Source organism: Pseudomonas sp. S04 (assembly GCF_009834545.1).
GTDB lineage: Bacteria > Pseudomonadota > Gammaproteobacteria > Pseudomonadales > Pseudomonadaceae > Aquipseudomonas.
Genome location: NZ_CP019427.1, coordinates 3,462,062 through 3,482,302 on the forward strand (window position 1 = coordinate 3,462,062; position 20,241 = coordinate 3,482,302).

At 62.9% G+C, this 20,241-nt stretch carries 19 protein-coding genes and 1 tRNA gene; 9 read left to right on the forward strand and 11 right to left on the reverse strand.

Translation table 11 applies throughout. The features are described from left to right. Together capA and PspS04_RS15205 are read left to right on the forward strand one after the other, a co-directional pair. The gene (gene capA / locus PspS04_RS15200) at window positions 1–2,091 is read left to right on the forward strand and encodes a caprolactamase subunit alpha (protein ID WP_159996275.1); all 2,091 of its coding nucleotides are present in this window, start codon (window positions 1–3) and stop codon (window positions 2,089–2,091) included. A gap of 97 nt (window positions 2,092–2,188) precedes the next feature. Further along, the gene (locus tag PspS04_RS15205; protein WP_159996277.1) at window positions 2,189–3,175 is read left to right on the forward strand and encodes a helix-turn-helix domain-containing protein; all 987 of its coding nucleotides are present in this window, start codon (window positions 2,189–2,191) and stop codon (window positions 3,173–3,175) included. A 9-nt stretch (window positions 3,176–3,184) separates the two neighbouring features. Here the strand turns inward: PspS04_RS15205 and PspS04_RS15210 are convergent, their stop codons facing one another. The 4 genes from PspS04_RS15210 to PspS04_RS15225 form a co-directional block, all read right to left on the reverse strand. Continuing rightward, window positions 3,185–5,560, reverse strand: a complete 2,376-nt coding sequence (locus PspS04_RS15210; protein ID WP_442966554.1) for a TonB-dependent siderophore receptor — start codon at window positions 5,558–5,560, stop codon at window positions 3,185–3,187. Between the two features lie 43 nt (window positions 5,561–5,603). Then, entirely contained in the window at window positions 5,604–6,008 is a 405-nt protein-coding gene (locus tag PspS04_RS15215; protein WP_159996281.1) for a hypothetical protein, read from the reverse strand. A 149-nt stretch (window positions 6,009–6,157) separates the two neighbouring features. After that, on the reverse strand, window positions 6,158–7,108 hold the full coding sequence (locus tag PspS04_RS15220; RefSeq protein ID WP_159996283.1) for a FecR domain-containing protein: 951 nt from the start codon (window positions 7,106–7,108) through the stop codon (window positions 6,158–6,160). Beyond that, window positions 7,105–7,614 carry a sigma-70 family RNA polymerase sigma factor gene (locus PspS04_RS15225; protein ID WP_095168696.1) on the reverse strand — a complete coding sequence of 170 codons (510 nt, stop codon included), beginning with the start codon at window positions 7,612–7,614 and terminating at the stop codon, window positions 7,105–7,107. The genes PspS04_RS15220 and PspS04_RS15225 overlap by 4 nt, the downstream gene beginning before the upstream one ends. 176 nt (window positions 7,615–7,790) lie before the next feature. Between PspS04_RS15225 and PspS04_RS15230 the strand changes: the two genes are divergently transcribed. Next, on the forward strand, window positions 7,791–8,303 hold the full coding sequence (locus PspS04_RS15230; RefSeq protein WP_159996285.1) for a PaaI family thioesterase: 513 nt from the start codon (window positions 7,791–7,793) through the stop codon (window positions 8,301–8,303). A gap of 43 nt (window positions 8,304–8,346) precedes the next feature. Here PspS04_RS15230 and PspS04_RS15235 read toward each other — a convergent pair whose 3' ends face one another. The 4 genes from PspS04_RS15235 to PspS04_RS15250 all read right to left on the reverse strand — a co-directional run bounded on the left by PspS04_RS15235 (window position 8,347) and on the right by PspS04_RS15250 (window position 11,621). After that, window positions 8,347–8,676 carry a hypothetical protein gene (locus PspS04_RS15235; protein ID WP_095168694.1) on the reverse strand — a complete coding sequence of 110 codons (330 nt, stop codon included), beginning with the start codon at window positions 8,674–8,676 and terminating at the stop codon, window positions 8,347–8,349. A gap of 76 nt (window positions 8,677–8,752) precedes the next feature. After that, a complete protein-coding gene (locus PspS04_RS15240; RefSeq protein WP_159996287.1) occupies window positions 8,753–9,607 on the reverse strand; it encodes a phytanoyl-CoA dioxygenase family protein in 855 nt (284 codons plus the stop codon). Between the two features lie 10 nt (window positions 9,608–9,617). Further along, complete coding sequence (locus PspS04_RS15245) at window positions 9,618–10,397, reverse strand: ABC transporter substrate-binding protein (RefSeq protein ID WP_159996289.1); 780 nt, start codon at window positions 10,395–10,397, stop codon at window positions 9,618–9,620. Between the two features lie 48 nt (window positions 10,398–10,445). Further along, window positions 10,446–11,621 (reverse strand): M20 aminoacylase family protein, encoded by a 1,176-nt coding sequence (locus PspS04_RS15250; protein ID WP_159996291.1) that lies wholly within the window; start codon window positions 11,619–11,621, stop codon window positions 10,446–10,448. A gap of 192 nt (window positions 11,622–11,813) precedes the next feature. Here PspS04_RS15250 and PspS04_RS15255 point away from each other — a divergent pair, with 192 nt between their 5' ends. Next, window positions 11,814–12,728, forward strand: a complete 915-nt coding sequence (locus tag PspS04_RS15255) for a LysR family transcriptional regulator (protein WP_095168690.1) — start codon at window positions 11,814–11,816, stop codon at window positions 12,726–12,728. Between the two features lie 15 nt (window positions 12,729–12,743). Here the strand turns inward: PspS04_RS15255 and PspS04_RS15260 are convergent, their stop codons facing one another. Together PspS04_RS15260 and PspS04_RS15265 are read right to left on the reverse strand one after the other, a co-directional pair. Beyond that, window positions 12,744–13,613: a sensor domain-containing diguanylate cyclase gene (locus PspS04_RS15260; protein ID WP_159996293.1), complete on the reverse strand. Its 870-nt coding sequence runs from the start codon at window positions 13,611–13,613 to the stop codon at window positions 12,744–12,746. 118 nt (window positions 13,614–13,731) lie between these two features. Next, window positions 13,732–14,238: a DUF2938 domain-containing protein gene (locus tag PspS04_RS15265; RefSeq protein ID WP_159996295.1), complete on the reverse strand. Its 507-nt coding sequence runs from the start codon at window positions 14,236–14,238 to the stop codon at window positions 13,732–13,734. A 79-nt stretch (window positions 14,239–14,317) separates the two neighbouring features. Here PspS04_RS15265 and PspS04_RS15270 point away from each other — a divergent pair, with 79 nt between their 5' ends. Together PspS04_RS15270 and PspS04_RS15275 are read left to right on the forward strand one after the other, a co-directional pair. After that, a complete protein-coding gene (locus tag PspS04_RS15270) occupies window positions 14,318–14,779 on the forward strand; it encodes a helix-turn-helix domain-containing protein (protein WP_159996297.1) in 462 nt (153 codons plus the stop codon). A 58-nt stretch (window positions 14,780–14,837) separates the two neighbouring features. Next, the gene (locus tag PspS04_RS15275; protein WP_159996299.1) at window positions 14,838–15,644 is read left to right on the forward strand and encodes a glycosyltransferase; all 807 of its coding nucleotides are present in this window, start codon (window positions 14,838–14,840) and stop codon (window positions 15,642–15,644) included. A gap of 148 nt (window positions 15,645–15,792) precedes the next feature. Here PspS04_RS15275 and PspS04_RS15280 read toward each other — a convergent pair. After that, a tRNA-Phe gene (locus PspS04_RS15280) sits at window positions 15,793–15,868 on the reverse strand. Window positions 15,869–16,107: 239 nt separating this feature from the next. On the opposite strand from PspS04_RS15280, the gene PspS04_RS15285 reads away from it, so the two are divergent. The 3 genes from PspS04_RS15285 to PspS04_RS15295 all read left to right on the forward strand — a co-directional run bounded on the left by PspS04_RS15285 (window position 16,108) and on the right by PspS04_RS15295 (window position 20,172). After that, the gene (locus PspS04_RS15285) at window positions 16,108–16,617 is read left to right on the forward strand and encodes a sigma-70 family RNA polymerase sigma factor (protein ID WP_159996301.1); all 510 of its coding nucleotides are present in this window, start codon (window positions 16,108–16,110) and stop codon (window positions 16,615–16,617) included. A gap of 1 nt (window position 16,618) precedes the next feature. Beyond that, the gene (locus PspS04_RS15290) at window positions 16,619–17,569 is read left to right on the forward strand and encodes a FecR domain-containing protein (protein ID WP_159996303.1); all 951 of its coding nucleotides are present in this window, start codon (window positions 16,619–16,621) and stop codon (window positions 17,567–17,569) included. A 116-nt stretch (window positions 17,570–17,685) separates the two neighbouring features. Then, window positions 17,686–20,172 (forward strand): TonB-dependent siderophore receptor, encoded by a 2,487-nt coding sequence (locus tag PspS04_RS15295; protein WP_159996305.1) that lies wholly within the window; start codon window positions 17,686–17,688, stop codon window positions 20,170–20,172. Window positions 20,173–20,241: the final 69 nt, after the last annotated feature.

Below are 20,241 nucleotides of genomic sequence, written 5' to 3' on the forward strand. Positions count from 1 at the left end.
ATGAGCCAACCACAATATCGCCTGGGCATCGACGCCGGCGGCACCTTCACCGACTTCATCCTCGCCGATCGCCAGGGCAACGTGCAGTTGTTCAAAGCGCCCTCCACACCCCAGGACGGCACGCTGGCAATCCGTAACGGCCTGGCGCAGATCGCCGATGCCATCGGCCGCACCCCGGCCCAGATCATTGCCGACTGTGACCTGTGCATCAACGGCACCACCGTGGCCCTCAACGCCCTGATCGAAAAGACCGGGGTCAAGGTCGGCCTGCTGTGCACCGAAGGGCATGAGGACAGCCTGGAAATCCGCCTCGGCCACAAGGAGGACGGGCACCGCTACGACGCCAGCTACCCGCCCGCCTACATGCTGGTGCCGCGCCACCTGCGCCGGCCGATCAGCGGCCGGATCATCAGCGATGGCCGCGAGCATACGCCGCTGGATGAGCAGGCGATCCACGCGGCCATCGAGTACTTTCGCCAAGAACAGGTCAAGGCGGTGGCAATCTCCTTCGTCTGGTCGGTGCGCAATCCCAGCCACGAACAACGCGCCGCCGAACTGGTACGCGCGGCGCTGCCGGACGTGTTCGTCTGCACCGGCAATGAAGTGTTCCCGCAGATCCGCGAATACACCCGCACCTCCACCACCGTGGTCAACGCCTACCTGAGCCCGGTGATGGGCCGCTACATCGAGCGCATCGACGCGCTGTTCGAGGAACTGGGAGCACGCCAGCCGACTCGCTACTTCCAGTCCAACGGTGGCCTGGCCCCCGGCCTCGTGATGCGCGAGCGCGCGGTCAACGCCATCAACTCCGGCCCTGCCTCCGCGCCCCAGGCCGGCCTGTGCGTGGCCCAACCGTTCGGCATCGACAACGTGATCACCGTCGACATGGGTGGCACCTCGTTCGACATCACCCTGAGCAAGGCCGGGCGTACCAACTTCAGCAAGGACACCGACTTCCTGCGCTACCGCATCGGCGTGCCGATGATCCAGGTCGAAACCCTCGGCGCCGGTGGCGGCTCGATTGCCTTCCTCGACGACTTCGGCATGCTCCAGGTCGGCCCACGCAGCGCCGGGGCCAATCCTGGGCCGGTGTGCTACGGCAAGGGCGGCGTCGAGCCAACGGTCACCGACGCCAACCTGGCCCTCGGTTACCTGGCCGATGGCGCATTGCTTGGCGGCAGCATTCGCTTGAACCGCCAGGCGGCGATCGAGGCGATCCGCAGCAAGATCGCCGAGCCCTTGGGCATCAGCGTGGAGCGGGCGGCCACTGGCATCATCACCCTGGTCAACCTGAACATGGTCAGCGGCATCCGCCGGGTCTCGGTGGAACGCGGCTACGACCCCCGGGATTTCGCCCTGATCGGCGCCGGAGGCGCAGCGGGCATGCACGTCATGCGCCTGGCCGAGGAGATCGGCAGCAACGTGGTGCTGATCCCCAAAGTTGCCTCGGGGCTGTGTGCCTACGGGCAGATTCTCTCGGACATCCGCTACGACCAGTTGACCACCCTACCCATGCGCCTGGACGACGACCGGGTCGACCTGCCCCTGCTCAACCGGACGCTGTGCGCGCTGCGCGAGCGGGGCATGGATAACCTGCGTGAAGACGGCTTCGGCGCCGGCAACAACGTCGAGTGCCAGTACCACCTGGAAATCCGCTACCTGGGCCAGATCCACGAATGCAGCGTCGAACTGTCCTGCGACCAACTCGAACCAAGCGCCCTGGCGACCTTGCGCGAGGCCTTCCACACCCGGCACAAGGCACTGTTCTCCTACAGCGAACCGCAGAGCCCGATCGAACTGGTCAACCTTGAGTGCTCGGTGATCGCGCGCCTACAACGCCCACCCATGCCCGAGTTGCCGCCAGCCACCAGCGACGCCCCGGCCCAGGCCAGCAGCCACCGCTCGATGCTGTTCGATGCCCAGGCGGCCTGGCAGCAGACCCCGGTGTACAACGGCGAGCACCTGCAGTCCGGGCAGACGGTCGAGGGTCCCTGCGTGATCGAGGAAGCGACCACCAACATCGTGGTACCGCCAGGCTGGCGCGCGACGCTCGCGCCGTCTGCCACCTACCGGCTGACGCGTGGCGGTTGACCCCCTGTAGACATTGGCAAATGATGGCCTCCCAGCGGCGCCGCCAGTCCTTGACCGGCGGCGCCGCCCTCAGAAAAACAACAACACGAGGGCAGCCATGGCACACACCGTCTCCACCCGCCACTGGTCCGACAGCGAACGCCAGCCCCGCTGGGCGCAAGCGATCGGCAGTGCCTACTTCCCGTTGTCGCTGGAATTTGCCGCCAGCGACCGTTTCAGCGGCAACCTGCAGATCTGGGAAACCGCCAGCACCCCCCTGACCCTGTCGCGCCTGCGCTCCAGTCAGCTCGGCTATTCGCGCAGCAAGGCCCAGGTCAGCGAAGACCAGCAAGCCTGCTACCTGGTGACCGTGCCCCGGCGCAGTGAAGTGCATTTCGAGCAGGACGGCCGCGCCCTGCATTGCCAGCCCGGCGGGTTCATTTTCGAGCGCGGTGACGCGCCCTATCGCTTTCACTACGCCAGCGACAACGACCTGTGGGTGTTCAAGCTGCCGGAACAAGCGCTGCACGGCCAGCTGCGCGGCGCCGAACGCTATACACGCTTTTGTTTCGACGCCCGGCGAGCCCTGGGGCGGATCTTCGTCGATCAGTTGGCCATGTGCGCCGCGCGCTTTGACGAGTGCGCTCCCAGCGCGCGCCACATGTTGCTGGAACAGGCCCTCTCGACCCTGCTGATGGCCCTGCGCGACGATGAGCGCGTGCTCAGCAGCGAGAGCTCGAACCTCGCCGCCCTGCACCTGCAACGCATCGAACGCTACGTTGAACAACAGCTGGGCAACCCCGACCTCAACCCGCAGCTGATCGCCGAGGCCTGCGGGGTGTCGGTGCGCTACCTGCACAAACTCTTCAGCAGCACCCCCTACAGCCTGGGCGAGTGGATTCGCCGGCGCCGGCTCGAGGCCGTGCACCGTGGCCTGCTCGATCCCAACTGCTACTTGTCGATCGGCGCCCTGGCGATGCGCTGGGGCTTCAACGACCAGGCGCAGTTCACCCGCAGCTTCCGCCAGCATTTCGCCTGCACCGCCAGTGAAGTCCGCGCCAACGCCCGGCACGGCCGGGATCCAGGGGCACGGTTGATCCAATAGACGCCGGCCTCAGAACCCCACCGTGGCCGACAGCAGCCAGGTGCGCGGGGTCGACAGGGTCAGGCCCGCCGCACTGTCGGACGAGGTGGCGGCCGAGGCCCAGTAGGTCTTGTCGAGGACGTTTTCCACGGCGGCGCGCAGCGTCACTGGGCTGTCGCCAACCTTGAAGGCATAACGGCCGCCCAGGTCGTAGCGTTGCCAGGCATCGATCTCTTGGTCGTTGGCCGGGTCCAGGTACTGGGAACTGGTGTGGATGGCCCGTGCGGTGAGGGTCAGACCCTGTACCGCAGGAATGTCCCATTCCGCACCGAGGTTGGCGTTGACCTGCGGTGCGCCGGTGCCACGATTACCGTCGTACTGGCCATCGGTGGTATCGCTCTGCTTGCTGTCGAGCAGCATTACCCCACCCAGCAGGCGCACACCGTGCAGCGGTTCACCGAAAACGTTGAACTCCAGCCCCTGGTTGACCAACTGGCCGTTGGGCTTGAAGTTGTTCTGGTCATCGTACTGGTAGGCCGGCTGCTCGATGCGGAACAGGCTGCTGGTCAGGCCGAAGGTGCCATGGTCGTACTTGATGCCGACCTCGCCCTGCTTGCTGCGGTACGGCGCGAAGACCGTATCGGCATTGTTCGCCGTGCTCGGCGCAGTTTCGCCCTGGGTCAGGCCTTCAACGTAGTTGGCAAACACCGACAGCCGATCGCTGGCCTTGAACACCACGCCCAGGGCCGGTGAAGTGTCGGTCTCGTCATTCACCGGCTCATCGCGCACGCCATTGCTCCAGGAGGTGACCTTGACCCGTTGCAGGCGCGCGCCAAGGGTCAGCAGCAGGCGGTCCTCGAACAGTCCCAGGGTGTCGGCCAGGGCCACACTGGTGAAGCGGTCTTCGGTGTGGGTGCTGGTATCGATGCGATTGGGCTGGCCCGGATAGGCCACCTCCACCGGCTGGTAGATATTGCCGATGCTGCGCAGGTAGCGCTCACCGGCGTTGTCGAAGTCCATGTCGAAGCGGTTCAGGCTCAGGTTCAGGGTGTGGTTGACCGTGCCGGTGCTGAACCATTGGCGGGCACCGAGGGTGGCGGTCTGCACGTCTTCATCGCGGCGGAAGGTGCGCGGTACCAGGGTGAAGTTGCCGTTGTCCTGGGTGTTCTGCACGCCATGGCGCAGGAAATCGTAGTTGCCTTTGCGCGCGCCATAAGCGGCGTAGAGCATCAGTGAGTCGCTGACATCAAACTCGCCACGCAGCGCACCGAAGGAGTCCTTCGATTGCGCATAGGTCCAGGGTTGGGCGAAGTTGCGGTCGATGTCTTCGGCCTTCGGCACCTTGGCCCCGGGTGCCAGTTCGACCCGCTCCTGAGGGGCGTCGGCGCGCCGCTGCTGGTGTCCGATGTCCAACGACAGGCGGACCCGCTCTTCGCGCAGGTCGAGGCCCAGCACCCCGGTTTCCCGCTCGATGGCCTGGTGGTCCCACTCGGTGTCGCCGGACTGCTGTACACCGTTGAAGCGCACACCAAAACGCTGGTCCTCGCCAAAGCGCCGGCCAATGTCCAGGGCACCGCCGAACTGTCCGGCAGAGGCATAGTTAGCCGTGATCTCGGTAACCGGTGCATCCGTGGCGCGCTTGGGCACGATGTTGATGCCGCCGCCGATACTGCCACGCGGGGCAATGCCAGAGAGCACCGCGCTCGGGCCCTTGAGGATGTCGACGCGCTCGGCGATTTCCATGTCGATGGCGTAGGTCGGGAGGATGCCGTACAGGCCACCGTAAGCCACGTCACTGTTGAACAGGCTGAACCCACGGATGGTGAACTGCTCGAAACGCCCGCTGGCCGGGTTGGTGGTGCGCACCGACGGGTCGGCGGCCACCACGTCGCCGAGGGTCCGGGCTTGCTGGTTCTTGATCGCCTGCTGGGTGTAGGAGGTGACGCTGAACGGGCTGTCCATGAAGTCCTGGTCACCGAGCATGCCCTGGGAGCCGGCACGATTGACCTGGCCACCGGCATAGGGCACCACGCCCTGCTCCGCCGTGGCGCCCACAATCGCGGTGGCCGGCAATTGCAGGCTGCCGGCGTCCGGCGCCGGCACCAGGATATAAGCCTGCTCACCCACTGCCTGCAATTGCAGACCGGAACCCTGGAGCAATCGGGCAAAGCCCTCTTGCACCGCGAATTCGCCGGACAACCCCTGGCTGGTGCGCCCGCCGACCAACGCCGGATCCACCGCAAGGTTGACCCCGGCCTGCCCGGCAAACCGGGTCAAGGTGGCACCCAGGCTTCCGGCCGGCACCTGATAGCTGCGCCGGGCGGCGTCTTCGGCCCAACTGCTGGCGATCAATAACGGACTGGCGTTCAGGCTCAGCATGAGGCTCAGGTGCAACAAAGGACGCATACGGCTTGGCACTGCGGGCATTGGAAGAGTCTCTGGTTTTTGTTCACTTGCCAGGAATGACCGGCGAGACGCAGAAAAGGGACAGGCTTGCAGGAAATTCTGGAAAAAATAAATAAATCGCCCTGCCACTGCGCACACCCACCACGGGGGCCCACAGATCCCGCAGCCAGCCGCCAAACCTGTGGGAGCGAGCTTGCTCGCGATGGTCGTCAACGATGACGCACACTGCCTGGATGTCCGTGTCGCCCTTGAGGTTTTCGCGAGCAAGCCGCAAGCGGGCACTCGCTCCTACAGTGGTTGCGCGAACCCACAGATCCGGCAGGCAGCCGCCAAACCTGTGGGAGCGAGCCTGCTCGCGATGGTCGTCAACGATGACGCACACTGCCTGGATGCACGTGTCGCCCTTGAGGTTTTCGCGAGCAAGCTCGCTCCTACAGTGGTTGCGCAAACCCACAGATCCGGCAGGCAGCCGCCAAACCTGTGGGAGCGAGCCTGCTCGCGATGGTCATCAACGATGACGCACACTGCCTGGATGTCCGTGTCGCCCTTGAGGTTTTCGCGAGCAAGCCGCAAGCGGGCACTCGCTCCTACAGTGGTTCAGCCCAACTGGTCACGGGGAACCAGGGTCACCCAATAGCGGGTGCGCGTATGCACTTCCAGCGCCAGGCTGGCTGCCAGCAAGGCCAGTACCCGGTCGGTGTTGTCGAGGCGGAAGCTGCCGGTCACCCGCAGCTTTTCCAGGGCCGGCTCCCAGCGCAGCAGCCCGGGACGGTAGCGGCTCAGTTCCCGCAGAAAATCCCCCAATGGCTGGTCCTGCGCCGTCAGCACCCCGCTGCGCCAATCCGCCACGGAGGGGTCGAAGGCGCTCACCGGGCCAGCGCCCGAAGCTTGCAGGTCGACCCGCTGCCCGGCATTGAGCACCAGCAGCGGCCCATGCAAGGGCTGCAACTGCACCGCACCGCTGACCACCGAGACCTGGCAATGGCCGTCATTGAGGCGCACGCACACTTCGCTGCGGCTGACGTTGATCTGCCCATAGGGCGCTTGCAAGGTCAGGGGCGCCGGGCCAGGAACCTTGAGCGCCACCTCGCCGCGTACCAGGCTCAAGTGGCGGGTCCCCAGGTCGAGGTTGACCGCGCTGGCGCTGTTCAACTGCAGCGAGCTGCCATCCGCCAGGGGCAGCCGCCGCTGTTCCCCGGTGCCGGTGTGCAGGTCGGCGCGCCACACGTCCAGCGGCAACTGCCGGCTCAGCAACCAGGCGCTGGGAACCAGCACCGCCACCCCCAGGGCACGCTTGAGCACGGCCCGTCGACCCGCATCCGGGCGGTCCAGGGTGGCCAGCGCCAGCGCCGACGGCAAGTCGCAAAAGCGTTGGCGCAACGCCTGCGCTCGCTGCCAGGCGCTCTCGTGGCTGCCATGGCTGTTGCGCCACTGCTGCAGGCGCTGATGATCGTCTTCACTGGCACTGCCCGATTCCATCAGCGCCAGCCACTGGGCCGCCGCGCGCGCCACTTCGCGGGCTTCGCTGGAAGGCGCGGCACGACTCACAGTTCCACCAGCAGGCAATGTTCGTAGGCATGGGCCATGTAGCGCTTGACCGTACGTTCACTGACTTGCAGGCGTTCGGCGATCTCGCGATAGCCGAGGCCGTCGAGCTGACTCCAGAGAAATGCCCGGCGCACCAGCACCGGCAGGCCATCGAGCAATTCGTCGAGGGCCTGCAGGGTTTCCAGTAGCAGCCAGCGTTGCTCCGGCGAAGGCACGCTGTCCTCCGGCAATCGGGCCAGGGCATCCAGGTAGGCCTGCTCCAGGTGGCGCCGGGTGTAGAAGTTGCTCAGCAGGCGCTTACCCACCGTCAGCAGGTAGGCACGGGGCTCGCGCATCTCGGCAATCTGCTGCGAGCTGGACAGTACCCGCAGGAAGGTATCCTGACTCAGGTCCGCGGCATCCCAGGCATTGCCCATGCGCCGCCGCAACCAGCACTCGAGCCAGCTGCGATGGTCACGGTACAAGGCGTGGAGGGCATGCTCCGGAGGCGTCGCTGCGTCAATCATGTCAAGAGGCCCTGCGCGAAGGATATGTCAAATGAGAGTGATTCTAATTAATACCTTGTCACTTCACCATGTCCTTTTTGCACATTCAGCGATTACCGCGGCTTGAGTTCGCCCCCGGTTCTGCTTCAGGAGGAAATCCGCTAGGCTTGGTTTTTCTCTTCAGGATGGACCCAGGAATGCCCGTGCTCGACACCTCCCTGCAAGACACCGCCGCCCCCGAGGGCGTTTGTTATGGCTGCGGCAGCCGCAACCCCCATGGCTTGCACATCAAGAGCCGCTGGCATGAGGATGGTGTGCACGTGGTGGCCGAGCACCTGCCCGATGCCAAGTATTGCGGCTGGCCGGACCTGGTCTATGGCGGGCTGATTGCCATGCTGGTGGACTGCCATTCCAACTGGGCAGTGATGGCCTACCACTACCGCGCCGAACAGCGCGAACCCGGCAGCCTGCCGCGCATCAACTGCGTCACCGGCAACCTGGGCATCAAGTTCATCAAGCCCACCCCCATGGGCGTGCCGCTGACCTTGCGCGCGCGGGTCGAAGGTGAAGTCGGGCGCAAGAGCCGGGTGATCTGCGAGGTGTATGCCGGCGAGGTGCTCACCGCCGTCGGCGATTCGGTGTTCGTGCGGGTCGACACCGGACAACTGGCCGCTGCCGCCCACGGCCGCGAGACCACTTCGGACACTTAAGGATGATGGGCGGACAGCGCCATGACGCTGCCCGCCCCTGGCGCTACTTGCGCGCCACCTTATAGCGCAGGCAATCCTTGTAGAAGCTCTCGCGCACCGCCGCCGGCTTGAAGCGCGACGGGCTGTCGTAGGTCTGCTCGGTAATACCCAGGGCCATCATGCGCATCCACGACTTGTTGAACTTGTAGGTCTGGATCTTCTGCCGTGCGGCATACAGGGAAACCCCCGACAGCTTGAGCTCCTGGGCCCTGGCCGCAGTACCGGCGCCCCAACTGCAGACATACCGGTCGTTGGCCGGCAACTCCTTGGCCTGTGCAGACGCCACGACGCTGACCAGGGCAACCGGGATCAGCGCGCTGAGTAGATTTCGCATTAAATATTCCGTTTAACCACCTGAAATTCCGGCGATTTTGACGACACATCGAATGCTCAGGGGCCAGCAAATTGCCTTATCGCTGCAGCTGGCGCTGCCAAAGGGGCGGAAACAGTTCGTGCTCCATCGGCACATCGGCGGCCAGTGCCTCGCGCAGCCCCGGAAAATCCGGGGACGTCGCCCAGGGTCGCGGGGCATGGCGCACGTCATCACCGATCACCCGCACCGAAAACGCCCGCCGCCGATTTTTTCCGCCCACCCCTGAGGACGCATGCAGGGTCAGCATGTTGAAGCACACCATGTCCCCAGGCGCCAGCTCCCAGCCGAGGATCGGGAAATCCTCGCGGTGATTCTCGATGTCGGGCAATTCGCCCAGGGTGCCCTCGGCAAACCATTTGGCCTGGCTGTCCATGAACGAGCGCGGCATCAGCCACGGGCCCTTGTGCGAGCCGCCGATGAATTCCAGGGTCGCGGCCCTGGGCACCGGGTCGACCGGAATCCAGAAGCTCACGGTGTCCGAACCGCTGATGTTGTAGTACGGCTGGTCCTGGTGCCAGGGGGTACGTTGGCGGGTGTTGGGCTCCTTGACCAGCAAGTGGTCATGGTGCAAGCGCACCTGCTGGCTGCCGAGCAAGGCTCCGGCGATCGGCCCCAGCGCCGAGTTGAAGATGAAGTCGCGGTAGTCGCGGTTTTCCTGCCAGTTGCAGAAGTCCTCGAAGAACCAGCCCGGGTCGCTGGCACTGCTGGCGACCTTGGCCCGTGGGCTGGGAGCGGCCAGGTTGGCCTCGATGCCCGCGGTCAACTGGCTGATTTGTTCTGGGGTAAAAGCGTTGCGGATGCACACGGCGCCCTGGCTCTGGTAGGCCTGCACCGCCTCTGCGCTGATGGGGCAGGTAAAGCCGGCATCGGCAAATCGGGTCATTTCGTTCATGACGTTGGCCTCACTCACCGTAAATGTCGAAGTTGAAGTACTTCTTGGCGATCTGCTCGTATTCGCCGGACTGGCGGATGCTGGCCAGGGCGGTGTTCAGTTGCTGCTTGAGCTCGGGTTCGTTCTTGCGGATGCCGATGGCCACGCCGTCGCCAATGATGCTTTTGTCGGTGATCGGCTCGCCGGCAAAGGCAAAGTCCTGGCCTTGGGGTTTTTGCAGCAGCCCGGCATCGGCCTGCACCGAAGCCTGGAAGGTGGCATCCAGGCGCCCGTTGATCAGGTCGGAAAACACCTGGTCCTGGGTCTGGTAGGTATGGATGTTGACGCCCTGGTTGCCCCACTGCGCGCGGGCGAAGGCTTCATGCAGGGTGCCTTGCACCACCCCCACGGACTTGCCCTTGAGGGAGGCGGCGGTGGGCAGCAGCCCGCTGTCTTTCCTGGCCACCAGCGACGACGGTGCGGTGTAGATCTTGTCGCTGAAGTCCACCTGCTGGCGGCGCGCGGCGGTGGCGCTGAAGGCCGACAGGATGGCGTCGAACTTGCGTGCCTTCAAGGCCGGGACCATGCCGTCGAAATTCTGCTCGACCCAGATGCACTTGACTTGCAATTCGGCACACAGGGCGTTGCCCAGGTCGATATCAAAACCGCTCAGCGAGCCATCCGGCTGCTTTTGTTCGAACGGAGGGTAACTCGGGTCGACGCCAAATTTGATCACCGGTTGGGCCTGGGCCAGCGGCGCGAACAGTACGCCGAGCAACAGGGCGCGGTAGCGAAGTTTCAAGAGTTGCATGTAGACCTCGTCTTTTATTGGTTTTCACGGTTGGGCAGGTCGTCATTCTCAAGGGTTGAGCGGTAAAAAGGCCTCGGTCAGCTTGACCCAGAAACCGGCACCCCGAAGCAGGATGTCGTCGTTGAAGTCGTAGCGCGGGTCGTGGGCCATGCAGCTTTTTTCCCCGTCGCCGTTGCCGATGATCAGGTAACAGCCAGGGACCTGCTGCAGGAAGTAGGCGAAATCCTCGCTGCCGTTGAAGGGCACTATGTCGTTCAGGACCTCGGCCTCACCCAGCCAGTCGGTGGCTACCTGGCTGGCGAAGCGGGTCATCTGGGGATCATTGACCAGCAGCGGGTAGTCGGCACTGTAGTGGATATCGGCGGTCGCGCCGAATGCCTGGGCCTGGGCGTGGATCAGTTGCTTGATCTGGCTTTCGAGGCGGTCGCGGACGGTGTTGTTCAGCGCCCGCACCGAAATCAGCATCTGTGCGCTGTCGGGGATCACGTTGGAGGCCTTGCCGGCGTTGATCGAGCCGACGGTGATCACGCTCATGTCCTGGGGCGAGACATTGCGCGAGACGATGGTCTGCAAGGCCATGATGATGCTCGCGCAGACCACCACCGGGTCCACGGTCAGATGGGGCATCGCGCCGTGGCCACCCACGCCGTGGATGGTCACCGTGACCTGGTCGGCGGAGGCCATGAACGGTCCGGCGCGAAAACCCAATTTGCCCACCGGGTAGCCGGGCATGTTGTGCGCCGCGAACACCGCGTCACAGGGGAACTGTTCCAGCACCCCCTCCTGAATCATCCGCCGGGCACCCGCCAAGCCCTCCTCGGCCGGCTGGAAAATCAAATGCACGGTGCCATCGAACGGGTGGTCATGGGCCAGGGCATAGGCCGCCGCCAACAGCATCACTGTGTGCCCGTCGTGCCCACAGGCGTGCATCTTCCCCGGGATCCGGCTGGCATACGGCAGGCCGGTCTTCTCCAGGATCGGCAGCGCGTCCATGTCGGCGCGGATGCCGATCACCCGTTTGCTGGTACCTTTTTTCAGGGTGCCGATCACCCCGGTCTCCGCCAGCCCGCGCGTCACCTGATATCCCCACTGGCGTAGGCGCTCGGCGACCAGGGCGCTGGTCTCGACTTCCTGGTAGCCGAGTTCGGGGTTGGCGTGGATCTGATGGCGCAGCGCGCGCATCTCCTGTTCGATTTCTTGCAACAGCGGCAGGGACTGGGTCATGGTCAGCAATTTCCTTGTTGAACGTCAGGCCGGGATTGCGCACAGTGCCAAGGCGTTTTCTGCCAGGTCCTGTTGCTCCCTGGCACAGGTGCAGGGCTTGGGCGCTATGGGTCCGAGCTTAGAGGCAGGGAGCCGGCGCCGACAGGCAATCGAAAGTCAACAGGGCAACCCAGGGTTAACAGCGGTGACACCATGAAGTTCTATCAACTCAATGCACTGGTGGCCGTGGCCGACGCGGGCAGCATCCGTGGCGCCGCCAAGCGCCTGGACACCTCGCCGGCCGCGGTGACCAAGGCGATCCAGAAGCTTGAAGCCGACACCGCGACCCAGTTGCTGATCCGCAACACCTCGGGGATCGTGTTTACCGAACTGGGCAAGAAGCTGTTGATCCAGGCCCGCCTGCTGGTGGCGCAGATGCTCAACGCACGCCAGGTGCTGGCCGACAACAACGGCGAACTGGTGGGACGTTTGTCGGTGGCGGTGACCCCCTGGCTGGCGATGACGCTGATGCCCAAGGCGGTGGTGCGCTTTCGCCAGTTGTTCCCGCAGGTGCAACTGGAACTGTATGAGGGGCTGTCATCGGTGGCCTGCCCGCTGCTGCGCGATGCCAGTGTCGACCTGTTCATCGGGCGCCTGGACACGCGTTTCTCCAGCACCGACCTGACCTACCTGCCGCTGTTCACCGCCGACTGTGCGGTGGTGGCCCGCCGGGAACACCCGCTGGCGGACAGCCGGCGCATGGAGGACCTGGCGGCGGCCGACTGGATCATGGCGTCGCAGCAAGACGGCACGATCTCCACCCAGGGCCATGTGCACTTCGCCCATTCGCTGTCGATCATCCTCAGCCTGCTGCGCGAAACCGATATGCTCAGCGTCTTTCCCTGGCCGCTGGTGGAGCTCTGCGCACAACGCGAAGGCCTGTGCGCCCTGCCCTTGCGCGAGCCGGTGGGCAGCGCATCGGTCGGTGCCATCAGCCGCAGCGGACAACCCCTGCGGCCAGCGGCGGAGCGGTTCCTGGAATGCCTGATCGAAACCATCCACTTCGAGATGGGCCACGCCCACTCGCCGTATCGACGTATGTTGCAGACCGTCGATTTGCTGGTTTGAGGTGGCTAGCGGTAGTCAGGATCTCGCCGTTGCAGACCTGTACCTCTTGACCCGGTACATCTCACCATCCGCATGGCTGAGCAGCGTATCGGCATCTTGGCCGTCGGCGGGATAGCAGGCCACGCCGATGCTGCACGACGGCGTGCTGATCGCACCAAACTCGGCACCCAGCGGCTCAGCCATGGCCGCGAGAATCTGCTCCACCTTGTGCGCCACCGCGTCCGGCGACTGGATATCGGTCAACAGCACCGTGAACTCATCACCGCCCATCCGCGCCACCGTGTCGGTCTCGCGGACGCACGCTTGCAGTCGGCGAGCGATCGCACAGAGCACCCGATCGCCGGCGGCGTGGCCATGGATATCGTTGATCTGCTTGAAGTCGTTGATGTCCAGAAACAGCAACGCCAGCGTGCTCTGGTGCCGGTGGGCGGCGTGCAGCGCTGAGTCCAGCCGATCATTGAACAGCGAACGATTAGTCAGTTGGGTCAGCGGATCATGATGGGCGAGGAACCGTAACTCCTCCTCGGCCTGCCACAGGGCCGTCACGTCTCGAGCGACGCCGATCCGCGCGCCCACCTCCTCGGACCAGAACGCCGCCCACAGGATGTGGACGATAGCGCCATCCTTGCGCAGATAGCGGTTGCGGAAATCGACATGGGGCCGGCCATTCATGACCCGGACAATCGAAGCCCGGGTGGCCGCCAGGTCGTCAGGGTGCATATAGTCGGTGATCGGGGTGCCGATCAGCTCATCGGCGCGGTAACCCAGCAGCGTCTCGCAGGCATCGCTGACAAACGCAATCTGGTTATCCCGGTCGACGACAAACACCGTGTCCAGCATCAGATGGATCAGTTTGGGATAGAGCGCTTGCAGGTCTACGGGCATAGGTCAGTGCAATCTGGTTCGAATCGCCTGATCATGCCCGATCACCCGGGGCGACGGCTAGAATTCCTTGAGCAGACGCAATCAATCGCTGATCCACGAACTACTCGCTCACCCCGCACTAGTACCCCGCAGGAAACCCCTGCAGCAACAACCACCCCGCCACAAAGAGCCCAACACCGAACGTCAGGTGCGCGATCACACTCCTGCGCCTCGCCACATTCGGCGCCGCGGTTCGCGAAGCGGCGATGCCCAGGCCGAATGCGGGCTGCAGGATGAAAAACGGCGCAATCACACTGACCAGGCCCGCCACCAATGCGGGCAGCAGCGTGGGGTTGTGGAGCCAAGCGAGTCCTTGGACACCAACCAGCAGCGTGGCGAAGAAACACCCGGTGAGGTAGTGAAACACCCAACCCAACAGGCGTTCATGCCTGACTCGGGGCGCCGTCACAATCGAGGCGTGCCAAAAGCGGCCTCGCACCATGTGCCCCAACCACCGCCCGACGAGCCCGTAGTCCAGCGACGCCAAGCCCAATAACCGCGCCTGGATAAACGCCGACAAGTCCATGATCAACGTCGCCCCCATGCCAACCAACAGAATGCGCAGTAGCGCCTCCCCTACTCCCATGTCATCTCCCCTTGCCTTCGGCCTGTTTTAGCGATTTGATCCGGGCAGTCTGCAAGTTCAAGTCGACTTGAGGTCAAGCATGAAAGAGATGGAAATCGGTGAAGTGGCACGTCGTTCCGGCCTGCCGGCTTCAACCCTGCGCTACTACGAAGAAAAAGGCCTGATCCGCTCGATCGGTCGCCGTGGCTTGAGCCGCGTGTTCGGCGCGGATGTACTCCAGCAGTTGTCATTGATCGCCCTCGGGCAATCAGCGGCGTTTTCCCTGGACGACATCGCCACCATGCTGGACGCCGAGGGCCAGCCCGCCATTGATCACCAGCGCCTGGCACAAAAGGCCGACGAACTGGACCGCACCATCGAACGCCTTAGCGCCATACGCGACGAGCTTCGCCGTGCAGCATCCTGCCCTGCTCCGCGGCATATTGAATGTCCAAAGTTTCAGGACATGTTGAGTGCTGCTGGGAAACTGGAGACCAGGAATAGAGCAGGTAAAGGAAGGTCGCTGCCTAACGTTCGCCAACCCGCACTCGGAGAAAATTAAGCTTGAAATAAGGTAGGAACCTTATCTTTTGGTTTTTTTGGATCTGAGCATTTCGAGCATGGGCACCTTTAACGCGGAGTCGAAACCCCTTTTCAGTATCGTTCTGGTGAATTACAAGACCCTGGATTTGACCAAGGTCTGCCTGGATCTTTTATCTGCACATGCACAAAAAGCCGGCATTGCGGTATGGGTAGTCGATAACGGATCTGCGGATGCCAGCACTGAGTATTTGCGCTCACTCGATTGGATCAACTTGATTGAACGCAAGTCGCTCACCCCAGAGCCAGGCCACATTGCCCACGGCAACGCCCTGGATATGGCGCTGGAAAAGGTTGATACCGATTACGTGTTTCTGCTGCATACAGATACATTCGTTTTCGATCCACAGGTATTTACGATGATGCTGGAGCACTGTCGTCAAGATCCGACAGTCGTCGCCGTCGGTTGTACTGAGCAACTCAATCGAGGAGTGCCCAGGACACTTTGGCGATTCACTTCGCGCCTGGCGAAACATCATTTCAGGCGCCTGAAGCTGTCGCTAGGTTTGCGCTCCAGAGATCCGAAACCTTACAGGGAAACCCACCTGAAGAGCTTTTGTACGCTTTGGAACAGCAAAATCATCAAGCAGCACGGCTTGCATTTTCAGCTCGATGAGCGAGTACCTGGCTATGCATTGCAGGACGGGCTGATCGATATCGGCTACAAGGTTGTGTTTCTTTCACCGCGAAAAATCTTCAAGTATCTGGACCACATCCAGGCGGGAACGGTCGCTGCCGGCGGTGGTTATGGTCAACATCACCGACGCACAAAGATGTACGAAAATATTCTCAAACGCTTCAATACGTTGAACACGCCCACAGCCTGAACATGGCTAATGCCGGCCATAGGCTCTGCGGGATCTGAATTCAGTGGCTTGCAAGGCTACGGTAGGAAACCGCAGACAACAAAAAACCCGCGCTAGGCGGGTTTTTTGGTTGTTTCAGGTGGTATTGCAAGCACCTGAAAACAAAAGGTGGTGCCCAGAGACGGAATCGAACCGCCGACACGGGGATTTTCAATCCCCTGCTCTACCGACTGAGCTATCTGGGCCGCGGCGCAATTAAACGTTTTTTACCACCGTGGCGTCAACCACGAAATCAAAAAAAACTAACGAATACCTATGCTTACGACTGTCCTTGACGACGAAAAAAGTCAACGGCCGCGGAGTGTCTAGATAAAGGTGGGATTTGGCTGCGACAGGCACTCATTGCGTCAGGGTATTGCCAAGTCAGCAAACCTTAGAAGAAAATGAGAGTCATTATCAAATATCTTCGTTGCGGGCCACCCCCATGTCCTCTGTCGACCACTCTCAACAACATGCCGTGCAGACGCTCTACGAGAATCACCATCAGTGGCTCTGTGGCTGGTTACGCCAGCGGCTTGGCTGTGTCGACAACGCGGCGGACCTGGCCCAGGACACGTTCATCCGGGTACTGACGCAACGCAAGGCGCCTGAATTGCGTGAGCCTCGCGCCTACTTGAGCACCATTGCGCGCAGTTTGATGATCGATATGTTCCGCCGTCGGTCCCTGGAACAGGCGTACCTGGAAACCCTCGCGCTCAGCCCCGAACCGATCGATATCTCGCCTGAAACCCGCACCCTGATCATCGAAACCCTGATGGAAATCGACCGCCTGCTCGATGGCCTGGGTGGGCGCACCCGTGAGATTTTCCTGTTGGCACAGCTCGACGGGCTGAGCTACGTGGAGATCGGCCGACGCCTGAACGTCTCGGTGAACACGGTCAAGAAACACGCGGTGCGCGCCCTCACGCATTGCCTGCTGTTGGCAGACGACTGAAGTGCGCCCGCTCGCCTTGGATCACGCGACACTCGAAGCCGCAGCGCGCTGGTACGTCGACTTGCGTACAGAAGTGCCCGACGCCGCCATCCGAGAAGCACACCGACGCTGGCTGGAGTGTGACCCTCGCCATGTCCAGGCATGGGAGCGCCTGACCCGCCTGCAGGACAAACTCGGCCAGGTCGCACCGGGTATCGCCCGGCCGACACTGACCAGTGCCCGGGCCAAACGCCGTGACGTGCTCAAGGTCCTGTCGATTGTCTTGGCGGCTGGCGGGGCTGGTTCGCTGGCCTGGAACACAACACCCTTGCCGACCCTGATGGCCGACCAGCGGACCGCCACCGGCGAACGGCGTCGGGTGCTCCTGGATGACGGCAGCCTGGTGCGACTCAATACCGCGACCGCAGTGGACATTCGCTACAGCGCGAGCTTGCGCGAAATCCACCTGCTCAGCGGTGAGATCCAGATCGAGACTGCGCCAGACCAACAGGCACGGCCCTTTATCGTGCATACCCCATCGGGCAGCATTCGCGCCCTGGGCACCCGCTTCGTGGTGCGCTACGACGCGCAGCGCACGCGGGTCAGCGTGCAGGAACATGCGGTCGAGGTGCGCAGCGCAAACAGTCTCGGTCCGGCCGTGCGAGTGGATGCCGGGCAGCAGCTCGACTTCGACAGCAATGATACCGGCACGGCGCAGCGCTCCAGTCCCCAGGTCGACGCCTGGACCCGCGACATGCTGGTGATCGATGACTGGCGCCTGGAAGATTTCATCACCGAATTGCAGCGTTACCGTCCAGGTCATCTGGGCTGCGCTCCAGCGGTCGCCGACCTGCGGATTTCCGGCGCGTTTCACCTCGGTAGCAGCGATGCCATCCTCGATAACCTGACCTCGACCCTGCCCGTGCGGCTGCGGCGTTTCAGCCGTTATTGGACACGCGTCGAAGCCATTTGAGGGTTTTTGCAGAAAATTTATCGAAGGGGGTTGTTGATTTTGATTCTCGTTCGACTTTGTAGATAGAGGCGCAAATAGACGCCGCCATTTACTGCCATCGGGCGAAAGGAAACCGCATGATCCCCCGCACCCCCCAGCTGCGCAAAGTCTTCCGCAAGTCTGCCGTCAAACCCCTGAACCGCGCGGTGCATATCGCGCTGCTGGGAATGGCGCTCGCCTTGCCACTGGGTACGGTACTGATTGCACAGCCTGCCTGGGCACAGACCAACATTGAAACCAGCTTTGATATTCCGGCCGGAGCCCTGGGTTCGGCACTCACCCAGTTCGCCGCGACTGCTGGCGTGACGATCTCGTTCGATCCGGTTCACGCCAGCGGGCAGAAGACCGCCGGGCTGCGCGGCCGCTACACCACCGATGCCGGCCTGCAGAAGCTGCTGGCCGGTAGCAGCTTGCAAGCGGTTCTCCTGCCGAGCGGCAGCTACTCGCTGCTGCCAAGGGTGCCGGGCGCTGCGCTGCAGTTAGGTGCTACCACTATTTCCGGCCAGGCCATCGAGTCGGCCTATGGACCGGTCGACGGTTATGTCGCCACCCGCAGCGCCACCGCGACCAAGACCGATACACCGATCCTGGAAATCCCCCAGGCGATCAACGTGGTGACGGCCGATCAGGTCGCCGTGCAGGGCGCACGCAACCTGACCCAGGCCCTGCGCTATACGCCGGGCTTGAGCACTGGCGGTTTCACCGACCGCAATGTTATCGCCGACGAGATCACCAGCCGAGGTTTTGCCCCGACCCCGTTGTACTTCGATGGCGCCTACGTGCCTTATGCCGGCAGCCTGGGCGGGGCTCCGCAAATCGACCCCTACACCCTGGAGCGCATTGAGGTGCTCAAGGGCCCCTCCTCCGTGCTGTTCGGGCAGAACCAGCCGGGCGGCCTTATCAACCTGGTGTCCAAGCGACCCACCAGCGAACAGCGCAGCCAGGTCAAGCTCGGCGCGGGCAGTTACAACCGGGTCAATGGTGCATTCGACACCAGCGGCCCGCTCGACGACCAGAAGGCATTCACCTATCGCGTGGTGGGCCTGGCGAAGAAAGGCAATGAGCAGGTCGCGCACACCAATACCGAACGCATGCTGCTGGCGCCCAGCCTGACCTGGACGCCCACTGACGACACGTCGTTGACCCTGCTGGCGCAAATCCAGCGCGACGATGGCCTGGCCGATTATCAGGCGCTGCCGCGGGTTGGCTCCCTGGATCGCGGTCCGACTGGCCAGAAAATCAAACGGGATTTTTTCTCCGGGGATTCGCGCTACAACGACTACAAGCGCGACCAGTACATCTTGGGCTATGACTTCAGCCACAACCTCAGCGAAGACCTGACGTACCGGTCCACTGCGCGCTACACCGACGTACGTGACCAGTACAAAGGCTTCTACCTGCGCAGCTTCGTCACCGATGATGCCGGTGTGGTTGATCAGACCCAGGCCAATCGCGTCAAGCTGGACTGGCGCCAGCACAACATCGCCTACACCGTCGATAACAACCTGGAATACAAATTCAACACCGGCGCCCTGGAGCACACCACGCTGGCCGGGGTCGACTATCGTCACTTCAGCCGCAAGTACGACGGCTACAACGCCTACAACGTGTTGCCGGTCGACCTTTACGGCAAGAACAACTACGACACCGCAAGCGTAACCCCGGTGCTCGATACCAAGTGGGACAACACCATTCGCCAGACGGGTGCGTACCTGCAGGACCAGATCAGGCTGGACAAGTGGATCCTCACCATCGGCGGCCGCCAGGACTGGGCGGAAATCGACAACAAGGACCTGCTGGCCCATACCGTCACGTCACAACGGGACAACCAGTTCACGGGGCGAGTGGGCCTGACCTACGTCACCGATTTCGGCCTGGCGCCCTATGTCAGTTATTCCGAGTCCTTCCTGCCGACCCTGGGCACTGCCGCACCCGAGCGCGGTGGCAAAGCCTTTGATCCAACTGAAGGCGAGCAGTACGAAGTCGGGGTGAAATATCAGCCGTACGACAAGACGCTGATCACTGCCTCGGTGTTCCAGGTCAAACAGAAAAACGTGCTGACGGGCGACACCGAGTACCCGCAATACTCGGCGCAGAATGGCGAAGTGCGCTCTCGTGGCATCGAACTGGAAGCCAAGTCCAGTCTCGATAATGTCGACGTCATGGCCGCGGCCACCTACATCGACTCCTTCTACACCAAAAGCACCTATGGCGATCAGGGTAACCGCAGCGAAGCCACGGCACCGGTCTCGGCCTCGCTGTGGGTGGATTATCATTTCACCCAGGCGACCATCGATGGCTTGACCTTCGGTGCTGGCGCCCGTTACACCGGACGCAAGCCGGGTGACTCGGCCAACTCCTTCGACGTGCCGGCCTTCGTGGTCTACGACACCACGGTCAGCTATGACCTGGGCAAGCTGGACACCGGCCTGCGCGGCGTGCGCACCAGCCTCAACGTGCAGAACGTCTTCGACCGAGAGTACGTCTCGGACTGTAACTATGCGTTCGGCTGCTACTACGGTCAGGAGCGAGTGGCGTCGGTGGAATTGACCTACGACTGGTGATTCCTTGGGGCAACGAGGCAGCCTTCGCCAGGTGCACAAACACTTCGGTGTCCGATTGCGCAACGCCTG